Source organism: Proteus alimentorum, from assembly GCF_002607735.1.
GTDB classification, from domain to species: domain Bacteria; phylum Pseudomonadota; class Gammaproteobacteria; order Enterobacterales; family Enterobacteriaceae; genus Proteus; species Proteus alimentorum.
Map to the genome: position 1 here is coordinate 373,667 of NZ_NBVR01000031.1, position 21,587 is coordinate 395,253.

At 37.2% G+C, this 21,587-nt stretch carries 20 protein-coding genes and 1 tRNA gene; 8 read left to right on the forward strand and 13 right to left on the reverse strand.

Going from position 1 to position 21,587, the window contains the following annotated elements:
• Nucleotides 1-14 precede the first annotated feature (14 nt).
• Complete coding sequence (gene mdtH, locus B6258_RS12255) at nucleotides 15-1,217, forward strand: multidrug efflux MFS transporter MdtH (protein WP_099075487.1); 1,203 nt, start codon at nucleotides 15-17, stop codon at nucleotides 1,215-1,217.
• A gap of 42 nt (nucleotides 1,218-1,259) precedes the next feature.
• Entirely contained in the window at nucleotides 1,260-1,814 is a 555-nt protein-coding gene (locus B6258_RS12260) for a lipoprotein (protein WP_099075488.1), read from the forward strand.
• Nucleotides 1,815-1,923: 109 nt separating this feature from the next.
• On the opposite strand, the gene B6258_RS12265 is transcribed toward B6258_RS12260, so the two are convergent.
• The 4 genes from B6258_RS12265 to ghrA all read right to left on the reverse strand — a co-directional run bounded on the left by B6258_RS12265 (nucleotide 1,924) and on the right by ghrA (nucleotide 7,736).
• Entirely contained in the window at nucleotides 1,924-2,505 is a 582-nt protein-coding gene (locus B6258_RS12265; RefSeq protein WP_099075489.1) for a TorD/DmsD family molecular chaperone, read from the reverse strand.
• A 256-nt stretch (nucleotides 2,506-2,761) separates the two neighbouring features.
• Nucleotides 2,762-3,370: a 2OG-Fe(II) oxygenase gene (locus B6258_RS12270; RefSeq protein ID WP_099075490.1), complete on the reverse strand. Its 609-nt coding sequence runs from the start codon at nucleotides 3,368-3,370 to the stop codon at nucleotides 2,762-2,764.
• Between the two features lie 237 nt (nucleotides 3,371-3,607).
• Nucleotides 3,608-6,592 (reverse strand): hypothetical protein, encoded by a 2,985-nt coding sequence (locus B6258_RS12275; RefSeq protein ID WP_099075491.1) that lies wholly within the window; start codon nucleotides 6,590-6,592, stop codon nucleotides 3,608-3,610.
• Between the two features lie 202 nt (nucleotides 6,593-6,794).
• Entirely contained in the window at nucleotides 6,795-7,736 is a 942-nt protein-coding gene (gene ghrA, locus B6258_RS12280; RefSeq protein WP_099075492.1) for a glyoxylate/hydroxypyruvate reductase GhrA, read from the reverse strand.
• Nucleotides 7,737-8,053: 317 nt separating this feature from the next.
• On the opposite strand from ghrA, the gene B6258_RS12285 reads away from it, so the two are divergent.
• Nucleotides 8,054-8,141: transfer RNA gene (locus tag B6258_RS12285), tRNA-Ser, on the forward strand.
• 579 nt (nucleotides 8,142-8,720) lie between these two features.
• Nucleotides 8,721-10,421 carry a C4-dicarboxylic acid transporter DauA gene (gene dauA / locus B6258_RS12290; protein WP_099075493.1) on the forward strand — a complete coding sequence of 567 codons (1,701 nt, stop codon included), beginning with the start codon at nucleotides 8,721-8,723 and terminating at the stop codon, nucleotides 10,419-10,421.
• Nucleotides 10,422-10,496: 75 nt separating this feature from the next.
• Here the strand turns inward: dauA and B6258_RS12295 are convergent, their stop codons facing one another.
• From B6258_RS12295 to hemA, 8 genes are all read right to left on the reverse strand, one after another.
• Nucleotides 10,497-11,021: a GNAT family N-acetyltransferase gene (locus B6258_RS12295; protein WP_099075494.1), complete on the reverse strand. Its 525-nt coding sequence runs from the start codon at nucleotides 11,019-11,021 to the stop codon at nucleotides 10,497-10,499.
• Nucleotides 11,018-11,296, reverse strand: coding sequence for a type II toxin-antitoxin system TacA family antitoxin (locus tag B6258_RS12300; protein ID WP_099075495.1), 279 nt, complete (start codon nucleotides 11,294-11,296; stop codon nucleotides 11,018-11,020). The genes B6258_RS12295 and B6258_RS12300 overlap by 4 nt, the downstream gene beginning before the upstream one ends.
• 152 nt (nucleotides 11,297-11,448) lie before the next feature.
• Nucleotides 11,449-12,378, reverse strand: coding sequence for a tRNA modification radical SAM protein MnmL/YtqA (gene mnmL, locus B6258_RS12305; protein ID WP_099075496.1), 930 nt, complete (start codon nucleotides 12,376-12,378; stop codon nucleotides 11,449-11,451).
• An 8-nt stretch (nucleotides 12,379-12,386) separates the two neighbouring features.
• Nucleotides 12,387-13,241 carry a 3-deoxy-8-phosphooctulonate synthase gene (gene kdsA / locus B6258_RS12310; protein WP_099075497.1) on the reverse strand — a complete coding sequence of 285 codons (855 nt, stop codon included), beginning with the start codon at nucleotides 13,239-13,241 and terminating at the stop codon, nucleotides 12,387-12,389.
• Nucleotides 13,242-13,298: 57 nt separating this feature from the next.
• Complete coding sequence (gene sirB1 / locus B6258_RS12315) at nucleotides 13,299-14,108, reverse strand: invasion regulator SirB1 (RefSeq protein WP_164996174.1); 810 nt, start codon at nucleotides 14,106-14,108, stop codon at nucleotides 13,299-13,301.
• The gene (gene prmC, locus B6258_RS12320) at nucleotides 14,092-14,940 is read right to left on the reverse strand and encodes a peptide chain release factor N(5)-glutamine methyltransferase (protein ID WP_099075499.1); all 849 of its coding nucleotides are present in this window, start codon (nucleotides 14,938-14,940) and stop codon (nucleotides 14,092-14,094) included. The genes sirB1 and prmC overlap by 17 nt, the downstream gene beginning before the upstream one ends.
• A complete protein-coding gene (prfA, locus tag B6258_RS12325; RefSeq protein WP_088495429.1) occupies nucleotides 14,940-16,022 on the reverse strand; it encodes a peptide chain release factor 1 in 1,083 nt (360 codons plus the stop codon). The genes prmC and prfA overlap by 1 nt, the downstream gene beginning before the upstream one ends.
• A 28-nt stretch (nucleotides 16,023-16,050) precedes the next feature.
• Complete coding sequence (hemA, locus tag B6258_RS12330; protein WP_023582047.1) at nucleotides 16,051-17,313, reverse strand: glutamyl-tRNA reductase; 1,263 nt, start codon at nucleotides 17,311-17,313, stop codon at nucleotides 16,051-16,053.
• Between the two features lie 240 nt (nucleotides 17,314-17,553).
• On the opposite strand from hemA, the gene lolB reads away from it, so the two are divergent.
• The 3 genes from lolB to prs all read left to right on the forward strand — a co-directional run bounded on the left by lolB (nucleotide 17,554) and on the right by prs (nucleotide 20,099).
• Nucleotides 17,554-18,192, forward strand: coding sequence for a lipoprotein insertase outer membrane protein LolB (gene lolB / locus B6258_RS12335; RefSeq protein ID WP_099075500.1), 639 nt, complete (start codon nucleotides 17,554-17,556; stop codon nucleotides 18,190-18,192).
• The gene (gene ispE / locus B6258_RS12340) at nucleotides 18,189-19,064 is read left to right on the forward strand and encodes a 4-(cytidine 5'-diphospho)-2-C-methyl-D-erythritol kinase (RefSeq protein WP_099075501.1); all 876 of its coding nucleotides are present in this window, start codon (nucleotides 18,189-18,191) and stop codon (nucleotides 19,062-19,064) included. Before lolB ends, ispE begins: the two co-directional genes overlap by 4 nt.
• Before the next feature lie 87 nt (nucleotides 19,065-19,151).
• Complete coding sequence (prs, locus tag B6258_RS12345) at nucleotides 19,152-20,099, forward strand: ribose-phosphate diphosphokinase (protein WP_036912921.1); 948 nt, start codon at nucleotides 19,152-19,154, stop codon at nucleotides 20,097-20,099.
• A 236-nt stretch (nucleotides 20,100-20,335) separates the two neighbouring features.
• Here the strand turns inward: prs and ychH are convergent, their stop codons facing one another.
• A complete protein-coding gene (ychH, locus tag B6258_RS12350) occupies nucleotides 20,336-20,614 on the reverse strand; it encodes a stress-induced protein YchH (protein WP_075671005.1) in 279 nt (92 codons plus the stop codon).
• A 344-nt stretch (nucleotides 20,615-20,958) separates the two neighbouring features.
• On the opposite strand from ychH, the gene pth reads away from it, so the two are divergent.
• Nucleotides 20,959-21,543: an aminoacyl-tRNA hydrolase gene (gene pth / locus B6258_RS12355; protein ID WP_099075502.1), complete on the forward strand. Its 585-nt coding sequence runs from the start codon at nucleotides 20,959-20,961 to the stop codon at nucleotides 21,541-21,543.
• Nucleotides 21,544-21,587: the final 44 nt, after the last annotated feature.

Genomic DNA, 21,587 nt, shown 5'->3' on the forward strand with positions numbered 1-21,587 from the left:
ATTGATGGTGAGTAATGGCGCTGGTAACACAAGCCCGTACTTTGGGTAAATACTTCCTCCTAATTGACAATATGTTAGTTGTCTTAGGTTTTTTCGTCGTTTTTCCGCTAATTTCTATTCGTTTCGTCGAACAATTAGGTTGGGCTGGTGTTATTGTCGGCTTTGCATTAGGGCTTAGACAATTAGTACAACAAGGCCTCGGCATTTTTGGTGGCGCGATTGCAGACCGTTTTGGTGCAAAACCAATGATAATAACAGGCATGTTATTACGCGCTTTAGGTTTTGCTTTAATGGCAATGGCAGATCAACCTTGGATACTTTGGTTATCTTGCATTTTATCTGCATTAGGAGGGACTTTATTTGATCCACCTCGCACAGCACTCGTTATCAAATTAACCCGTCCTTATGAGCGCGGCCGTTTTTACTCTTTATTATTAATGCAAGATAGCGCTGGTGCCGTTATTGGTGCACTCATCGGTAGCTGGTTATTACAGTATGATTTTCATTTAGTCTGCTGGGTCGGTGCGGGTGTTTTTGTTATCGCAGCCTTATTTAATGCTTGGTTATTACCCGCTTACCGTATATCCACAACCCGAACACCAATTAAAGAAGGGTTAAAACGCGTATTTCTTGATAAGCGTTTTGTCAGTTATGTCTTAACGCTGACAGGTTATTTTGTATTATCCGTTCAAGTCATGTTGATGTTTCCTATTATCGTTAATGATATTGCGGGTACGCCAACAGCAGTAAAATGGATGTATGCTATTGAAGCCCTGCTTTCTTTAACATTGCTTTATCCTATTGCTCGCTGGAGTGAGAAACGTTTCAAATTAGAACAGCGTTTAATGGCTGGCTTATTTTTAATGAGCATTAGCATGTTCCCTGTTGGTATGATCCATTCATTACAAAGTATCTTCTTGATTATTGGTCTATTTTATCTTGGTACTATTACAGCAGAACCTGCACGCGAAACATTAAGTGCATCACTTGCCGATCCTCGAGCTCGAGGTAGTTATATGGGCTTTAGCCGATTAGGCTTAGCGTTTGGTGGTGCCATTGGATATACCGGTGGTGGATGGATGTATGATTTAGGTAATCAATTTGATATGCCTGAATTGCCTTGGTTCTTACTAGGAACCGTAGGTTTGATAACACTTTATGCATTACATCGTCAATTTAATCGTAAAAAAATAGAAACCGCCATGCTTACTCCCTGAAGATCGGGTAAACTCTTAGTTATCAATGATCAAGGAGTGTTTATGAAAGCCATTTTTCTAACAGCGATATTAGTATTAACAAGCTTAGTCACAGGGTGTGATCAGCTCAAGCAATTTGATGTGAGTGAAAACTTGATTAATGACTACATCAGTCAAAAAATAAATCTCCAGAAACATATTGGTGAAAATGACGTTGTATCCGCTGATATTAAATTGAGTAATCTTTCTATTCAAATTGGGCGTACTGAGCCGGGTAAAATTAGTCTTTCTGGTACAACCGACCTGATAATTAATTCATTCTTTGGCAAGACAAGCGCTAAAGTTGAACTTACGCTATCAGGCCAGCCTTCTTATCAAGCTGATAAAGGGGCGATCTATATAAAATCAATGACTATTGATAGCTACAAAGTCTCTCCAGAAAAAATGGATGCTGTGGTTGTCGCACTAAAACCCTATTTAGATACAACAATCATGACTTACTTTGATAACCATCCTGTTTATGTTCTTAATCCGGAAAAAAACAGTGCTGAAGCTGCCGCGTTTAAACTCGCTAAAGGCATTGAAGTTAAACCAGGTAAATTCGTGATCCAACTCTAATAGTTACGTGAGTTGATTAAAAATATTTATCGTCATTAATGAGAAAGGCAAACCTAATGGTTTGCCTTTTTTATGAATAATAAAATACTATTACAAAGAAATAGTTATATTACTCTGCTTCTGTCTCTTCTGACTCATCACTCTCTTCATCATCAGAGAGCTCTTCCCGTAATGCAGACAATGCGCCACGTGCAATACCCGCTAGTGTACGATAAAAGCCACTTGTTGCATAAGCTTCAACCTTACCTAAAAAGGTTCCAGCCCAAGGTAGTAGATATTCATCAAATAATTGTATTTGTGCTAATACTTCATCTTCTGCAGAGTTATCTTCAAGCCATGAAGCTGCAAGTAATAAAGCACCAAAACTGTCTGTTGCATTATCAGTAACAGGCATACCCCTTGTGACTAAGAATTGACGAATATCGTCTTCTTTGATCTCGTCATAATCATGGGCATAAACAGACACCGCTGGCGCTTCACCACCAAAAAGAGATTGATAATCAGCTTCAACAATAGCCAAATCTTTGACGCTATTTTTTAATGTATTAAATAACTCATCTTGCTCTAATGGCCATAACTGGCTCAGTTTCCCTTCACCAATCATTTTAATAATTGGTGATAAAATAGGATCTTTGGGATCACGCTGAAATAATGTGCCTAAAAGTCGGCAAACTATTGAAAATTCATTCATTGTATTTTTATCCTAAAAAGTTTCGCGTTATTGTGCTTTTAATGGTAAGAAAATCAACTTTTTTCGTCATTTCTCTTTTATTGTTAATATTAATCTTACTATCTTTAATCACTTAAAACAGAAAAAGCGCGCTCTTATTATTAAGTCTTTTACTTAATATAAGAATCGCGCCTAATCCCATGCTACTTATCTTCTAAAGTAGTTTTATAATAACGTATTAAAACAACTTTATGACAACAGCATTTTATTGCATTTGTTAGCTGGCTATATCAAGAAAATTATCTCTTACACCATTCACACGAAACCACCCTGCAATACTTATTCTCTCTTTATAAGTAGGAAGTACTTCATGAGGGAATTGTTCTGAAAGGAAAACGACCAAACGTCCACCTTTCGGGGCCACTGTTGCAAGTTCATTATCTTCCAAATCATAAATAACTAACTCACCACCATCTTCTTTTTTCCAATCTTCATTAAGATACAATACTGTTGTTAAGCGTCGAGTAACATTCTCTTTAAATGCATCCAGATGTTTTTTATAAAAAGCGCCTTTTTCATAACAAGCAAAATGCGCTTCATATTCAAAAAGTCCAAGAAAAAACTCACGATTTACAGCACGTTGAATGGACTCCATTTGCATTAAATAATGCTGAACGGGAGTTCCCATTTCTGGCTCTAGCCAACTAATTTTATCACTACGTATCGCGATTTCTGCCTGTCGATTTTCATGACGCCCAATACGAGCTTGTTGCGCATTGTCTCCAAAACAAGTTCGTAGTTGTTGAACAGCTTCTGGTGTGAGGAAGTCATCCCATACACACCATCCTTTCTCTGCTATTTGCTCAAGAAGCTCTGCTATATTCATTAGGTATATTGTCTGATAAACATGGGAAACTACTTTATAACACCAAGTTAAGTAAAATGACAAATCAATAAACTTATCTTTCCGATAATCATACTTGATTAGCGATAAATGTTATAAAAATAGAAAATAGCAAATAAAACAACATTTAACACTGAAAAACAGAGCCATGCCTTTACTCTATTTAAGGTAAATAGAGTAATTACATTCCATTAATAATAAACAAACCAAATGATTCTATTAATAATAATAGTTTGTTGATATTTTGTTAATACGCTCCCTATCCTCACTATATATATAGTCAATGGATCCTTTAACTTGGGAATGAGAGATTACTTTTTTATTTCCTAGTCGAATAAATCCTGTCGGCAATGTTTTCTTTTTATACGAAAGCTCACTAACAGACATAATATCTGTAGAGGTAATTTGGTATTCAGCATTGGCGAATCGTTGTTTATATGTAGTATACAAATCATCCAGACTTTTCTTTATTTTATCTAAATTAATCTGTTCAGCGTCTCTATTTTCTTCTATAAGATGATTTATTTCATTTCGGAATTCAGTATGAATTAAACGACTTTTTTCATTTAATTGATAATTTGCAATAAGGTAAGGTTTAAATTTTTCATTCATATTATTTTTTTCTTGAGAAGACAAAGTCTCTTTTCGTCCCTTTAATGAAGATAAAAAAAGGCTAATATTATGTTGTCTATTTTCCTTTGTTATTTGAGTTTGAGTTTGAGTTTGAGTTTGAGTTTGAGTTTTAAAATTCTCGTCTTTACCTTGAGATAACGTAGTAATAATATTTTTATTAATCTTATCTTTTAAATTATTAATTGGCTTTTTATCTGATGATAAATTTAAATAAATACTATCTAATTTATTAATATTATTAGAAAGTTGATATTTTTCAGGGAATTTTTCTAATAGCCTATTTATTTTTAATACTCGCTTGTAAATTCCTTTAAGATCTTTTCTACTCTTTCCTAATACCTCTTCATTTTTTAATTTTTCATTTTCAAAAAGTGTAAAACTTAATAAGCTATTTACTCTTTTTTGCAACATGAGTTCAAAATCTTTTACTGATGCTAATGGATACCATTGAACGATATGTTCAGAATTTGTTGTAGAAGGCGTAAACTTTAAATCACGATAAACATCAACACCTAATTCTAATAAGTCCAGATCTACTTTTTTTGTTTGTTTAGTAATATCTAACTCACCATAATCGATAAATTTATTTATATTTAGATTTAATTTTAATAAATTGAAAATAAAGTTTACGCCAATCGCATTTCTTGGCACAGTTAATTGAGTATCTGGGGTTAACATTACATCGACATCAATACTGGCTTCACTTCTCACTTCACTCCCCACAGAAATACTCATATCTTGATGAGTTTCAAGGGTTGAATGTGATATTAATTGATTTTCAGTTAAATTAACTCCTTTGTTAATAAAATTAGAAACATCATTAATATGAAGGCTAAATGAGAAATTAGATTTCTTAGCATAAGACGCACTTAATAATGCACTTGCCATAATAGGTGTAACATACCCATAATTCATACTTTCTTCCCCCCATTTTTTTGCATACTCACCAATTCCGACTGACAAACCTGCTGCCAAAAGATTATTTTGATGATTGATAAAAGAGAAAGTGATTTTATTATCCTTATCTTTTGATAGCGTAATTGCGTGTGATTTTGCATAAGAGGCTAATAAAAAAGCATTAACTCCCATACCATTAGATAAATGAAAAGCATTGATACCAAAAAAAGCACGAACGTCATTATAATGATTAATTGTAATACTTTCTTTTTCTTTAAGATCTTTTACTAATGAATAAATAACCTCACCTTGTGTTATGCCATTTCTTATGCCTTTCACAACTCTATTTAATAAACTATAACTTTTACCTATATTCTCTTTAATACCATGCAATGCCATTTGCTTACTATTATAAGCATTAGTAGAAGAATTGAAAACTTGCTTTATATTACAAAATAACCCTCTAAAGCCAGGATCAACAGCTTTTGCAATATTTTTCACCATTTTTTTATATTCTTTTAGCGCATATTGCTCTTTGGCTTTATTAATATTTAGCCGAGCGTTATCAATAAAAGATGAGAAAAAAGGAATATGTCGGCTACTGAAATTACCTATTGTTTGAGATGAAAAAGGTTGTCCAGAATGATATTTTTTATAATTATTTTCACCAATCATAGAATAAAAAGATAATGGGGGCTCTTGCTTTAATCGTGTCACCTCATAACAATAAGGCTTAGTGGCGAATATATTTAGCGGATCAAGATAATATATTTTTATTCTATCCCCTTTATCAACCACCAATTGAATTTCATCTAAGATAGGTTTAATTGCTAATATTTTATCCTGTTTTTTTAAAGGTAATTTGATTTTATACTCTTGAATATTATTTTGTTGACTGTTATCTACCTCATCTCCTTGAGAAGATAATAACGCCGGTAATCCGCTAGTCACCAACTGATTATCTTTTAATTTTACAGAAATATTTAGTCCATCTCGACAAATATTAATAATGTTATTTTCTTTTAATTCAAGTATGTTATTTATACTGGAAAGATCATGTTGCTGGTTATTTCTAGGTATATATTCCTCATATTCAACAATCAGTTTTTCCCTATTATCATTTAAAGAAAGTTCATTTAAATCATACTCTTTTTCAATTTTATTAAACTTAATTTTATATAATTGAGTTTTATTCTCTACTATATGATCATTACCAATTGGCTCTCTTTTATTTCCAATTAAATCACCATTATGATCTACATATAATTCCTTGAATTTTATATTATTCTTTTCTTCATTTTCTATATGTAAGCCTTGATATTTAAACCCTCCATTAGCGTATTTTTGATAAATACCTGAAAACAGATCATGACTGCGTCCTTTAATTAACAATAGAGAACCATCATCGTCAAGAGTGATCCCCATATTATTTAATAATGACATATTAGTAGAACCTAGATAAACATAATTATTTTCATTAATCTGTTTTATGTTTTCTATTTTTTTTATATTAAGGAAACCATCATAGTGAAATGAATTCTTTTTTTCTGAGGTAGCGTAAACATGATGAGTAGTATTAATATTACTAATACTACTATCATTACTTTTTGCCTCTGCTCTTTTAATTTTGCTAAAAGTGAAATCTAATTGTGTCCGATTAACCTCATTTACCATTTTACTATCACCTGTCGTTATCAGAAGATAGAGAAATGATCAGCAAAATAGATAAAATTTGATACAAATTTATAATCAGATTTTTATTATAATATGTGAAAGCAATAAAAAGTTGCGTTATTTACAAAAAAATAAAGAGGTAAAATATAAAATACTTTCCCTCTTTATCTAAAAAAATAGATTTTAGTCTAATCTCGCAAAATCAATAACCACTTTTCATGTCTACCACTCCAAATGGTGCCTCACCTTTCTCAATTCGTTGGATATTTTCAACAATGGTATCCATTGCAATAGTAGGAATAGTGAACGCAGCAATGTGCGGTGTAATCGAAATTCGAGGGTGAGTCCAGAATGGATGCATTCCCGCTAAGGGTTCTTGAGCAAAAACATCCAAAGTAGCATCAGCAATATGCCCTTGATCGATTGCCTCTAATAAATCTTGATCAACTAAATGCGCACCACGCGCAAGATTAATAAGATAAGAAGAAGGTTTAAGTTGCTCAAAGAGTGAGAAATTTAAGATACCATGCGTTTCTGGTGTATAAGGTAACAAGTTAATCAACAAATTACATTCTTTCAGAAAGCCACTGAGCTGATCTTTTCCGTGAAAACTTTCGACATTTTTAATTTGTTTTTCACTGCGACTCCAGCAACGAACTTTAAAGCCAAGTTCGGCAAGTTTAATCGCAACACTCCCACCTAAAGCACCTGCACCTAAAACACCAATCACAAAATTATCATAAGAGTGCGCAGGAAGCTGTTTCCATAAACGTTGTGATTGTTGACGTTTATAATCATCCATTCGACGAAAGTAATACATCACTTTAGCAATAGCATACTCTTGCATTTGAAGCCCCATTCCGGTGTCTTCCAAGCGCATAACCGGAACACCCGTTGGTAATGTGCCGGGCTTTTGCTGTTCTTGTTTTAAAATAGCATCAACACCTGCCCCTAATGCAAAAATACCTTTAAGGTGATTACGACTTGCCAGCATTTCATAAGGAGGAAGCCAAACCATGGCGTAATCAGCAGGTTGATTATCGCCAGGTTCCCAAATACGGATATTGGCATTTGGCAAACGCGCCTTCATACCATTGATCCATGTTTCTGCATCAAAAAAAGGATGATAATAAATAATATTCATTTTGCCTTCCTCCAGCATTTTTATCATAGGGTGCGAGGGTTACGTTCTGATTTCAAGTCTCTTTGAATAAGTTGTTAATAAAAATGTTGAGAATGTTAACCAGTTAACGAAAATCTCAATTCTTTTTTCAATACGATAACCTATTGCGTGAATTGGTTTACTGCATAATTTGCCTAGCATTTGTGCATATTGTTTTTTATTTGACTACTTGATACAAAAGTTAAAAGAAAAATGCATTTAGCGGTTGACGCTTATGATCCTTTTCCATATAGTAGCGCCCCGTTGAGAGGTGTTAAGTACATATCCAACGACAATACGGTGAGATGTCCGAGAGGCTGAAGGAGCACGCCTGGAAAGTGTGTATACGGCAACGTATCGAGGGTTCGAATCCCTCTCTCACCGCCATATTCTAAGATAGAGCCTAGCTTTTTAGCTAGGCTTTATTTTTTGGTTCGAAAAATATACACGTCTAATCTCGTTTTTCTTCACTGAGCTTGTTTATATCCACCACTTTTCATTTTTTGATGACATCATTGTTAGTATACAATACATTTTTTATTTTATTTTTTGCTTAATCGTTTTATTCAATAATTTCCTATCACTTAATCATCTCTGATAATTAATTTTAATGAATCAAAATAACTTATGTAGTTGTTATTTATGTCTATCCAATTTTTATGACATAAAAAGGTTTTTATTACCCTATCTATAAACGACATTTATTCTAAAATAAAACGCTTTTTATAATTTTAAAATAAATTTAAACTTTATTTTCAAGCAAGCAACAGAATAAATACAATAAGATACATTACATTATCTATTTAAGTTAACTTATTAGTTTAATTGATTTTATTTTTACTAAGCTTTAAGATATGCATTAATAATTTGATGTATCACATTATTATCAGCGAATAAAAGCGATATCCTCTCTTTTCCTTATCGCCGTTATTCGGCATCTGACTTCTTATTTTGGTTTAATCCTAAATGAAAACTCATAAAGTTAACCGGGTTCGCCCCTTTAGTGCATTTATTGATGCATGTGTAAAAGAGCCTTACTCTTTTGCGCGTTTATTAAAAGATATTATTGCAGGGATCACCGTCGGAATTATCGCGATACCTTTAGCCATGGCTTTGGCAATTGGTAGCGGTGTTCCTCCGCAATACGGTCTTTATACCGCAGCTATTGCCGGTATAGTTATTGCTGTGTCAGGTGGCTCTCGATACAGCGTTTCAGGCCCTACTGCCGCTTTTGTTGTGATCCTTTATCCAGTCTCACAACAATTTGGTTTGAGTGGCTTATTAATTGCTACGCTTATGTCTGGCGTGATCTTAGTAGTTATGGGATTAGCTCGCTTTGGTAAGCTTATTGAGTATATTCCTGTTTCTGTAACACTGGGATTTACTTCGGGGATTGCCATCACTATCGCCACAATGCAAGTAAAAGACTTTTTTGGTCTTGAATTAGCACATGTGCCAGAAACCTATATCGATAAAGTTATCGCCCTAGGCTCTGCATTACCGACTATTCATATTGGTGATACGCTTATTGGTCTGACAACGCTGTTTGTTTTAATTTATTGGCCTAAACTAAATTTACGCTTACCTGGACACTTACCCGCTTTAATTGCAGGTACTGCGGTAATGGGTATTGTGAATATGTTCGGTCATGATGTTGCAACAATTGGCTCGCAATTTAGCTATATGCTTCCTAATGGAACAACTGGGCAAGGTATTCCCCCTATTTTACCTCAGTTTGTTTTACCTTGGAATTTACCAAGTTCAGGTACATCGCTTGAATTAAATTGGAGTACCGTTTCTGCTTTATTACCCGCAGCCTTTTCAATGGCAATGTTAGGTGCAATTGAATCGTTATTATGTGCGGTTGTACTTGATGGTATGACAGGCAAAAAACATCACTCTAATGGTGAATTAGTGGGGCAAGGGGTTGGTAATATTGTCGCACCTTTCTTTGGTGGTATTACAGCGACTGCGGCTATTGCACGTTCGGCAGCTAACGTGCGTGCGGGTGCAACATCGCCAGTTTCAGCTATTGTTCACTCATTGTTGGTATTGCTAACTTTACTTGTATTAGCGCCTTTTCTTTCTTATTTACCTTTAGCCGCAATGTCAGCACTGCTGTTAATTGTGGCATGGAATATGAGCGAAGCACGTAAAGTTATTGATCTTATTCGACATGCCCCCAAAGACGATATTATTGTCTTAGTATTATGCTTATCGCTCACCGTTCTCTTTGATATGGTGATTGCAATTACTATCGGTATTGTATTGGCTTCACTGTTATTTATGCGTCGTATTGCTAATATGACCAAAATAACTGAATCTCCTTATACTGATGATGATAAGCAATTATTAGTTGTGCGTGTTAATGGTCCATTATTCTTTGCTGCCGCTGAACGTATCTTTAATGAGTTACGCGAACGTAGTAAAGGTTATAAAACCATTATTATGCAATGGGATGCCGTGCCTGTATTAGATGCGGGAGGCTTACATGCGTTCCAGCATTTCGTTACTGATGTAAAAAATGATACCCATGTGATTGTGTGTGATATTCCTTTCCAGCCATTAAAAACGTTGGCAAGAGCAAGAGTCACACCAATTGAAGGTACACTGAATTTCTATCCATCATTACAAAAAGCATTGGATGATTTGGAATTAATTCAGTAGTTGTTCAATTCTAAAATAATATAAAGCTATATAGCCCTTAATTTAAATTATTTAATTAAGGGCTATGTTAATCATTCATATTTTGTTTGCCATTCTCAGTGCAGTATAAATTGTCTTGAAGGAAATTAATAAAGAGAGAGGTGAGTCTAATAATGGCACAGCTCCATAGCTAATATACCAATTAGCGACTCTTTCATTTTTAGCATCTATAAGCAATGCAACACCGCCTAATTCACTCGCAACAGCAAGACAGCGTTTTCCTGCTGCAAGCAATAATTGTCCTCCAAGCCCTTTTCCTTGAACGGATAAGTCAGTTGCTAAACGGGCAAGCCTAAACACAGGGATATCATGACGAGCTAAGCCTCGCGCGATCACTTCGGGAGTCCGTTCGAATTCAATTGAGGCGGGACATAAGCTGTAATAGCCTATAATAATATTGTTATTTGTATTAATAGCTAAATAGGTTTTAGCACTCCCATTTTCATGATTTTGTCTTGCGTGACGATACAGGAATTGATTAAGCACTGCATCTCCACAATTAAATGTATTTCTATCATACTTTTTACTTATCGCTTCTTCATGCCAATGCGGTATTGTCATACTTTGTCCGGTAAAGCAAAAGCCGCAGCAAGTAACTTAGCATTAGGCTTTGGCGGATTATCTAAAAGTTCCATAACACGCAATGTGTCTTTTTCCGATAATTTTAAACGCTCATTATTTTCAATAATTTGCCGAGCGACAGGTACGATATTACGAAGGACGAACTCTGTTAGGTTTGTATTTTCCAAACTAGCCGCACGAACAAGCAGTGATTTATCTTCTGTAGTAATACGAATTGATACTCTCTCACTGTTTTCTACAAGTGTTTGAGCCATAATAGCCTCCTTTGTACACATTGAAAGCGTACAATATGATTAAAAAAGTTACAAGATATTTTATATTAAGCAAGAAAAAGCGGCGTTTTCAATAGATTTTGAAAACGCATTTACAGTTAGAATGCATAAAATTTTATTATTTTTAATAAAGACTAGTTAGCGTTTTGAATAAATGCATTACCAATCCCGCTTCCTTGCACACCCTTTTTTAATAAATCTTGATAAAGTGCGTTCATTCCCAACCAGTGATTTTCACACCATTCTGGGGCTAATAAAGTCGGTTTTCTGGCACTGGCACATACGCGGTGATAAATAATTTCAGGAGGAGTATGGCGGATCATCTCACCCGCGGTATAAACATATTGCTCTTGTGTTAATGCGCTTATTCGCCCTGCTTTCCACGCTTTAGCTATCGTACTGCCTTCAACAATATGTAAAGGATGTAATTTAAGCCCATCAGTACCCGTTTCAACCACTCGTTCTAATGTCTGCATATTAAGCAGATGATCTTCTCGTGGTAACCCGACAATAAGGTGCGTACACACTTTTAAGCCACGACGACGAGCTTCTCGCGTTGTCGCTTGATAACACTGAAAATCATGCCCTCGATTGATGTGCTTTAATGTTTTATCATGAGCCGTTTGCAAACCGAGTTCTAACCATACTTCATAGCCTTTATCACGATAACCTTGCAATAAATCCAATACACAAACAGGGACACAATCTGGTCGAGTTCCCACACATAAGCCAACCATATCCGCTTGTAATAATGCGGTTTCATATAAAGTCCGTAAGTATTCTACTTCGGCATAAGTACTGGTATAGGCTTGGAAATAAGCAAGATAACGATGTGCACGGTTAATATTTTTAGCTTGTAATGCAATTTGTTCTTCAATGGAGTGATATTGCGTTTGCTCATCAGCAAAAGAAGATACATTACAGAAAGTACAGCCTCCCCGCCCCAATGTGCCATCTCGATTAGGACAGTTAAAACCGCCATGAAGGGTGATTTTATGAATTTTTTCGTGATAACGGCGCTGAAGATCAGCGCCGAACATATTAACAACCGTATGCAGTTGCATAACACATTTTATTTACTGGTATCTAACTCTGGGAAATTTTTTACCACTTCATCAATCGCTTTAATTTGCGCTAAGAAAGGCTCTAATTTTGCAAGTGGTAACGCTGATGGGCCATCACAGAGCGCATTATCTGGATCTGGATGAGCTTCAAGAAATAATCCTGCAAGACCCACTGCCATACCTGCGCGTGCTAATTCTGCAACTTGTGCACGGCGTCCACCTGATGCAGCGCCAAATGGGTCGCGGCACTGTAGAGAGTGCGTAACGTCAAAAATAACGGGTGCGCCTTGAGAAGCTTGCATCATGACATGGAAGCCTAACATATCAACAACTAAGTTATCGTAGCCAAAGTTACTGCCGCGATCACATAGAATAACTTGGTCGTTACCGCCTTCTTTAAATTTATCGACGATATTCCCCATTTGGCCTGGGCTTACAAACTGCGGTTTTTTCACGTTGATCACTGCACCTGTTTTTGCCATCGCTTCAACAAGATCAGTTTGACGCGCTAAAAATGCAGGTAATTGGATAACATCGACAACTTCGGATACAGGTTGCGCTTGCGCCGCTTCATGAACGTCAGTAATAATTTTAACGCCAAAAGTTTCTTTTAACTCTTGGAAAATTTTCATCCCTTCTTCTAAGCCTGGGCCACGGTAAGAGTGGATTGAAGAACGGTTTGCTTTATCAAAAGACGCTTTGAATACGTAAGGAATATTCAGTTTTTGAGTGACAGTGACGTAATGCTCACAAATACGCATGGCTAAATCGCGCGATTCTAATACATTCATGCCACCAAAAAGCACAAATGGCAGGTCGTTTGCTACCTTGATATCACCAATATTCACCACTTTATGTTGCATATTTATCCCTATACTGTTTGTAATGTACCGTGTTAATTAAGTACGTTTCTTAAATTTTTAATGTAGAACAATAGGATTTTGTTCTATCGAATGAATTTGGATTTTGATCATCTCTGAAATAGGATCTTCAGGACATTGTTCAACAAAATAGTTTAAGTCAGAAATCGCCACATGGTTACACTCTAACTGAGCAAAAATAAGTCCGCGATCACGTATTTCATAAGGATCTTCAGGATCAAACATTAATACCGTTTCACTGGCTTTTAATGCTTGCTCCATATTCTTTTCTTCCATTAAAGAAACTTTCAATGTATCCAAAAGTTTACGAATAATAGAACTGTATTCAGATTCTTCTAAGTCTGCCTCTAATAATACAGAGGTACCACCTACATTCCCTTTTAACCAAACTTCTAAGGTATGTTGCGATAGATACTCACCATTTATTGGATTTAAAAATAACGGTTGTTCATTAGGAATATCTATTCTGATAATAAGTTGCGTAGGGAAGATAACCGGCACTAGCGGTAAATTTAACGCTTGCGCGATATAAATAAGAATCGAACCCAGTGAAACGGGAGAGCCTACATGAGTTGCTAATACTTTATCTAACCATAAAGTATCAGACAGGCAATATTTGCCACTTGCACCACTAAAGTGCCACTGCTTATAAAACAGTTTTAGCAGTGCTTCTATCTGCTCTTTGGTATTTCCTTGTTGAGGAATTTCAGCTTCTGCTTGTTCAACTAACTGCGCCAGTTGATAACCAACAGAAGTGGTTGGAAAATCAGGTCGAATAGCCTGAGAGATAAGGATCATGCCCTTAACTAAAGGGGCTTTATTAAATTCGTAATCAGCTATGGTTTCTATCATAATTCCAACGACCTACTGTCACTCGCTCATTACCGCCATAATCACGGAAAGTTTCCACACAGCAGTAACCCTTATCAATAAAAATATTGCGTACACCTTCACCTTGTTGCCAGCCGTGTTCCAATAATACCCAGCCATTATCAGTTAAAAACTGACGAGCCGTTTCAATGATAATTTCGATATCAGCAAAACCATTTTTGCCAGCAACTAATGCAGTTAAAGGTTCAAAACGAACATCCCCCTGATGAACATGTTCATCATTTTCATCTATGTAAGGAGGATTACTGATTATCATACCAAATTGATGCCCAGAGAGTGAACTAAACCAACAACTTTCCATAAATTCTGTGTTATTTAATGCTAAGTTGGTCGCATTCTCTTGCGCTAATGCAACGGCTTCTGGTTGAAAGTCTACACCTATGATATGGCAATCTGGACGTTCTGAAGCCATTGCTAGTGCAATAGCGCCAGTTCCGGTTCCTAAATCCAGGATACAGGTTGGCTCTAATGACAGTTTTTCTAATGCTTTTTCAACAAGGCATTCTGTATCTGGGCGAGGAATTAATGTTACAGGTGAAACTTTTAATGGAAGTGACCAAAACTCTCTTTCACCGACTAAATAGGCAATAGGTTCACCTTTAATACGTCGAGTAAGCAATTGTGATAATTGGGCCAATTCGTCTGATGAAAGTACCGTTTCATTAAAGGCAATTAAATAAGTGCGGGTACGTTGTGTTACGTACCCAAGTAGAATTTCAGCATCTCGTTTAGGGCTGTCACTTTCAACTAATTGCAAGGCTGCTTCACGCAGCCATTGTTCATAATTCATTAATTCAACTCAGAAAGTGCAGAAAGCTGATCCGCTTGATATTCGGTCACGATAGGCTGAATTAATGGATCTAATTTTCCTTCCATCACTTCATCTAAGCGATAAAACGTGAGGTTGATACGGTGATCAGTGACACGACCTTGCGGGAAGTTGTATGTTCTAATTCGGTCAGAACGGTCACCAGAACCCAATAAGTTACGACGTTCAGAAGCTTCTGCTTCTTGACGCTTTTGCATTTCAGCCGCACGAATACGTGCACCTAATACAGACATCGCTTTGGCTTTGTTTTTATGCTGTGAACGTTCATCCTGACATTCCACCACAATTCCTGTTGGAATATGTGTAATACGGATAGCAGAGTCGGTGGTATTAACGTGCTGACCACCCGCCCCTGAAGAACGGAATGTATCTATACGTAAGTCACTTGGGCTGATTTCAGGTAATTCAGCTTCTGGCACTTCAGCTAATACGGCAACCGTACAAGCAGAAGTATGAATGCGACCTTGAGATTCCGTTTCAGGAACACGTTGAACGCGGTGACCGCCTGATTCAAATTTCAATACACCATAAGCGCCATCACCCACGACTTTTGCAATGACTTCTTTATAGCCACCATGCTCACCTTCGTTAGCATTCATGACTTCAATACGCCAGCGACGTGATTCTGCATAACGGCTATACATACGGAATAAATCACCCGCAAATAATGCGGCTTCATCTCCACCGGTTCCCGCACGAATTTCAAGGAAACAGTTAAATTCATCATCAGGATCTTTAGGCAGTAATAGCACTTGTAACTGCTGCTCTAAATCATCATTTAATGCTTGCGCTTCTTTTAGCTCTTCTTGTGCCATCTCTTTCATTTCAGGATCATCAAGCATCATTTCTGCTGCTTCGATGTCGTCTTGCACTTTTCGCCACTGGCTAAAGCAAGCCGTGACATCAGTTAATTGAGAGTATTCTTTTGAAAGCGCACGAAAACGCTCCTGAGAGGCAATAACATCGGCTTCTGACAGAAGTGCCTGAATTTCTTCATAACGCTCTTGTAGAGCTTCCAACTTAGCGACAATAGAAGGCTTCATTCGTAGATTAAGATCCTGTTAGACAAAGTTAATTATGGGTAATACCCAAACTTTCACGTAATAGATTCAGGCGTTCAATATCACCATCACTGGCAGCCTGTTGAAGAGATTTTGTTGGTGTGTGAATAAGACGATTCATCAATTGATGAGAGAGTTGTTGGATAACTTTTTCCGCATCCGCTCCGTTTTGTATCAATGTGATGGCTTTCTCTGTCATTTCTGCACGTAACATTTCAGCGCTGTCTCGATATTCTCGAATCGCACCTACAGCACCTTGTGCCCGTAGCCAATCCATAAATTGCCCACTTTCTTGCTGGACAATATGTTCTGCTTGAATTGCAGCTGCTTGGCGTTGTTCACGGTTATGTTGAATAATCGCTTCTAAATCATCAACGCTATAAAGATAAACGTTATTCAGCTTTTCAACATCTTGTTCAATATCACGAGGAACGGCAATATCCACCAGCAACATTGGCTGATTACGACGCTTTTTAAGCGCCCTTTCAACCATTCCTTTACCAATAATAGGTAAAGGGCTTGCCGTAGAACTAATAACAATATCAGCCTGTGCAAGACATTCATCAATCTCTGATAATGTAATGACTTCGGCATCAACTTCATTTGCTAAACGCTGAGCACGCTCTTTTGTTCTATTAGCAATAATGATTTTTTTGACTTGATGTTCACGCAGATGACGAGCGACTAACTCTATTGTCTCGCCTGCCCCCACCAATAAAATAGTCAAAGAAGATAGCGATTCAAAGATTTGACGCGCTAATGTACAAGCAGCAAAAGCAACAGAAACCGCGTTAGCACCAATTTGTGTCTCTGTTCTCACTCTTTTCGCAACTGAAAAAGATTTCTGAAACAAACGTTCCAGCTCTGAAGAGAGCGAGTGATAGCTTTGAGAATCGGCAAAGGCTTTTTTAACTTGCCCTAAAATTTGAGGTTCACCGAGTACTAGAGAATCTAAGCCACTTGCCACTCGCATTAAATGGCTGACAGCTTGATTATCTTGATGCCAATAAACACTACTTTTCAGTTCATTTGGCTCTATTTGGTGATATTGGCATAACCAGCGAATAAGCTGCTCATGACTATTTTCTTTGTCTTCCATACTAAGATAGAGCTCAGTACGGTTACATGTAGACAGCACAACACCGCCTCTGACAGCAGGTTGCTGTAAAAGGTTGTTTAAAGCGTCACCCATGGTATCGGGAGAAAAAGAAACTTTCTCGCGTAAAGCAACGGGGGCTGTTTTATGATTAATACCTAATGCTAATAACGTCATATCAACTATATCGAGTTATGAATAAATACCGCCTCGCGACTTGACTTAGTGTAAACCTAAAACAGCGCATTTAGTATGGACTCTTTATTTCCGTCATTCTACTTGATGAACAGATCCAATAAAAGAGCTTACTTGAGTGATAGGAGATTTCTATACACAATTTAACGAAATATCGTTATATCATAAGGTTTATGATACTCTTTTTTTCAACTAATAACGAATTAAAGGAATGTCTCAGCTATGCGTTCACGCTTTTTTTCAACCAAACAACTCCTGCGCCTTATCCCGCTAACGGCGTTGTTGCTGAGTGCCTGTAATCTAAATCAGATAAAGACCCAAGGTTCAGCATCTGATAACGATGTGCAATGGCAAGCTCGCCAGCAAGCATTAAAGAAAATTTCACAATACGAAACCCGAGGCGCTTTTGCCTATATTGAAGATACCAATAAAACCTATGCCCGATTCTATTGGCAAGACAAAGCCGATGAACGTTATCGCTTATTGTTAACCAACCCTTTAGGTACAACAGAACTTGATTTAAACGTCATGCCTGGCTTGATTGAAGTTACTGATAATAAAGGTAAGAAATATTATAGTGATAACCCTGCAGAAATGATCTACCAACTTACAGGTATGGTTATTCCACTCACAAATCTGCGTGCTTGGCTTATTGGTTTACCGGGTGATGCCACTCATTTCGAATTAGATGCGAATCACTTATTAAAATCTGTCACATTCCCTGCACCTGAAGGCAATTGGATTGTGACTTACCAAGCTTATGATTCAAATACCACACCCAACCTGCCACAACGCCTTGAGCTAAAACAAGGTGAACGCACTATCAAATTAAAAATGGATAACTGGGATATACAGCAATGACACTAAGTTGGCCTTCTCCTGCCAAATTAAATCTTTTTCTCTACATCACGGGGAAACGCCCCGATGGTTATCACAATCTGCAAACATTATTTCAGTTCTTAGATTATGGCGACACATTAACCATTACACCTCGTGATGATACCCAGTTAATTATCTTGACGCCGATTGATGGCGTAGAAGATAAAGATAATTTAATTATTAAAGCCGCTAAATTACTACGCGATTATTGCCAGCAACATAATATTGCTTTGCGGTATCACGGTGCAGAGTTCAGTGTTGATAAAAAATTGCCAATGGGGGGAGGCTTAGGTGGAGGCTCATCTAACGCTGCAACCACATTAATTGCACTTAATTACCATTGGCAAGCGGGATTAAGCGACGAAACCTTAGCCGAATTAGGCGTTAGTTTAGGTGCAGATGTCCCCGTTTTTGTAAAAGGTCATGCCGCGTTCGCCGAAGGCGTTGGTGAAATTTTGACCTCTGCAGAGCCAAAAGAGCAATGGTATTTGGTCGCACATCCCGGAATTTCCATTCCAACACCGACAATCTTCACAGATCCAGAATTAAAACGTAATTCTCCTATTCGCTCTCTTGGCGCATTATTAAAGGCTCCGTTCGAGAATGACTGTGAAATGATCGCAAGAAAACGTTTTCGTGAGGTTGAATATCTGCTTTCGTGGCTGTTAGAATATGCACCGTCACGCTTAACTGGGACAGGTGCTTGTGTGTTCGGTGAGTTCGATTCACAAGTTGCCGCTAGTGAAGTGTTAATTAACGCCCCTGAGTGGGTGCATGGATTTGTAGCGCAAGGCGTCAACATTTCTCCTCTGCATTTATTCCGCTCAAGGATACCTGTGTTATTGCACCCGTAAGATGATGTTTACAAACCTTATGTTCATAAACACGTTTTTTACTGGTCAACAATATCTCTCTCTGGACGCAAGCCTGAGGTTTTTCTCGTGCCCGATATGAAGCTTTTTGCTGGTAACGCAACCCCGGAACTGGCTCAACGTGTTGCCAACCGACTCTACACTAGCCTAGGAGACGCGGCTGTAGGTCGTTTTAGCGATGGTGAAGTCAGTGTGCAAATCAACGAAAACGTACGTGGTGGTGATGTATTTATCATTCAATCAACCTGTGCACCTACTAATGATAACTTAATGGAATTAGTGGTCATGGTTGACGCATTACGTCGAGCTTCCGCTGGTCGTATCACTGCTGTTATTCCTTACTTCGGTTATGCCCGTCAGGATCGCCGTGTTCGTTCAGCTCGTGTTCCTATTACGGCAAAAGTTGTTGCGGATTTCTTATCTAGTGTAGGCGTAGACCGCGTTTTAACCTGCGACTTACACGCAGAACAAATCCAAGGGTTCTTTGATGTACCGGTTGACAATGTCTTCGGCAGCCCAATTCTTTTAGAAGATATGCTTCAAAAAGATTTGGACAACCCTATTGTTGTTTCTCCAGATATTGGCGGTGTTGTTCGCGCTCGTGCTATCGCTAAACTGCTGAATGACACTGATATGGCTATCATTGATAAACGTCGCCCTCGTGCTAACGTTTCTCAAGTTATGCATATTATTGGTGATGTTGCTAACCGCGACTGTATCCTTGTTGACGATATGATCGACACAGGCGGTACATTGTGTAAAGCAGCTGAAGCGCTGAAAGAACGTGGTGCTAAACGTGTATTTGCTTACGCGACTCACCCAATCTTCTCTGGTAATGCTGTTGAGAACATCAAAAGCTCTGTTATTGATGAAGTGGTTGTCTGCGATACAATTCCGTTATCAGCAGAAATCAAAGCATTAAATAAAGTCCGCTCATTGACCCTTTCTGGCATGCTGGCTGAAGCAATTCGCCGTATTAGCAATGAAGAGTCAATCTCTGCGATGTTTGAACATTAATTTGTTATAACATTCATTGCAATTTGAGATAACTAAACCCGCTATAGCATTTGTTATAGCGGGTTTTTTGTTATTTTTTCTAGATTAAGCATTTTAGGCAACAAAAAACCCGTTATCATTAAACGGGTCTATAGGTGTGGATTACAACGCATAATAACAACTATTATTCACTTAACATCAGTTTTTAACTTCATTGTTATTTTTATCTATTCTGATATTTATTTGTGATAACAACATTATGGATAACGGTGATTGTCATGACGACGATAACGTTCATCATGGTTACGTAACCACCAATATCTTTCTGCTATTGTTTCTCTACCACCAATACGGGCGCCAGCTAACCAAATCAAAGCACCAATAAAGATCCCCATTAAAGAGATATCTGATAAAAATTCAGGCAATCCTAATGGAAAAATATGAGTAAGAAGCGTATAACCAAGGCTACCGAGCATAACAATCATTCCCGTAGCCATACATAAATTACCAACTGCAAATGCATGTTTATATTTCATGTTGCACCTCCAAGCGCGTCGTCAGACGATTCAACAACAAAATACATCGAATAACCTTTTGTTCTTTGTAGTTATTATAGCCATAAATACTAAGAAGTTATTGTCGAAGGGATCACATCGCTCCGAAATATATTGACAATTCTTAACAAAAAATGTGTTTTTTCCTTTTGAAAGAAGAAAATAGCGCCAATTTCGTCATTTTCGCTCTTTTTGTTAAATCAAAAAGGTGATATTTCCTCTGTTTATCATTTCAAAGAACATTCTATGTAATCTATTTTGTGCTTCTGAGTTTAGACAGGTAAACTAGGGCCTTTCTTTTAAGACGATAACAGTGAAAGGCTATTGTGAGTAAAATTAAACTTATCGTCGGGTTAGCAAACCCCGGTGCAGATTATGCCCAGACTCGCCATAATGCGGGTGCTTGGTATGTTGATTTATTGGCTCAACGTCATCAACAATCTCTAAAAGAAGAGAGTAAATTCTTTGGCTACACCGCACGCATTAATTTGAATGGTAATGATGTTCGATTATTAGTGCCTACAACTTTTATGAATTTAAGTGGTAAAGCCGTACAAGCAATGGCAAATTTCTATCGTATTGAGCTTGATGAAATTTTAGTTGCCCATGATGAACTCGATTTACCCCCCGGTATTGTCAAAATGAAGTTAGGTGGTGGCAATGGTGGTCATAATGGGTTAAAAGATATTCAAAGTAAATTTAGCAATAACCCCAATTTCTATCGTTTACGTATTGGTATTGGTCATCCTGGTGATAAAAATAAAGTTGTTGGTTTTGTATTAGGCAAACCGCCAATGAGTGAGCAAAAACTCATTGATGATGCGATTGATGAAGCCCTTTCATGTACAGATATTCTGATGCGTGACGGCTATGAAAAAGCAATAAACCGCTTACATAGCTTTAAAGCTTAATGAGTACTAGTCAGCAAACTAAATTGCTTTCAAATTATTAAGTG

Excerpts from the sequence above, each read along its gene's own strand:
- B6258_RS12295 (WP_099075494.1), bottom strand. The coding sequence starts at position 11,021 with ATGACAATACCGCATTGGCATGAAGAAGCGATAAGTAAAAAGTATGAT.
- B6258_RS12270 (WP_099075490.1), bottom strand. The coding sequence starts at position 3,370 with ATGAATATAGCAGAGCTTCTTGAGCAAATAGCAGAGAAAGGATGGTGT.
- ispE (WP_099075501.1), top strand. The coding sequence starts at position 18,189 with ATGACACTAAGTTGGCCTTCTCCTGCCAAATTAAATCTTTTTCTCTAC.
- mnmL (WP_099075496.1), bottom strand. The coding sequence starts at position 12,378 with ATGCAACTGCATACGGTTGTTAATATGTTCGGCGCTGATCTTCAGCGC.
- prfA (WP_088495429.1), bottom strand. The coding sequence starts at position 16,022 with ATGAAGCCTTCTATTGTCGCTAAGTTGGAAGCTCTACAAGAGCGTTAT.
- mdtH (WP_099075487.1), top strand. The coding sequence starts at position 15 with ATGGCGCTGGTAACACAAGCCCGTACTTTGGGTAAATACTTCCTCCTA.
- hemA (WP_023582047.1), bottom strand. The coding sequence starts at position 17,313 with ATGACGTTATTAGCATTAGGTATTAATCATAAAACAGCCCCCGTTGCT.
- kdsA (WP_099075497.1), bottom strand. The coding sequence starts at position 13,241 with ATGCAACATAAAGTGGTGAATATTGGTGATATCAAGGTAGCAAACGAC.
- B6258_RS12265 (WP_099075489.1), bottom strand. The coding sequence starts at position 2,505 with ATGAATGAATTTTCAATAGTTTGCCGACTTTTAGGCACATTATTTCAG.
- B6258_RS12260 (WP_099075488.1), top strand. The coding sequence starts at position 1,260 with ATGAAAGCCATTTTTCTAACAGCGATATTAGTATTAACAAGCTTAGTC.
- prmC (WP_099075499.1), bottom strand. The coding sequence starts at position 14,940 with ATGAATTATGAACAATGGCTGCGTGAAGCAGCCTTGCAATTAGTTGAA.
- ychH (WP_075671005.1), bottom strand. The coding sequence starts at position 20,614 with ATGAAATATAAACATGCATTTGCAGTTGGTAATTTATGTATGGCTACG.
- B6258_RS12300 (WP_099075495.1), bottom strand. The coding sequence starts at position 11,296 with ATGGCTCAAACACTTGTAGAAAACAGTGAGAGAGTATCAATTCGTATT.
- dauA (WP_099075493.1), top strand. The coding sequence starts at position 8,721 with ATGAAAACTCATAAAGTTAACCGGGTTCGCCCCTTTAGTGCATTTATT.
- ghrA (WP_099075492.1), bottom strand. The coding sequence starts at position 7,736 with ATGAATATTATTTATTATCATCCTTTTTTTGATGCAGAAACATGGATC.
- lolB (WP_099075500.1), top strand. The coding sequence starts at position 17,554 with ATGCGTTCACGCTTTTTTTCAACCAAACAACTCCTGCGCCTTATCCCG.
- B6258_RS12275 (WP_099075491.1), bottom strand. The coding sequence starts at position 6,592 with ATGGTAAATGAGGTTAATCGGACACAATTAGATTTCACTTTTAGCAAA.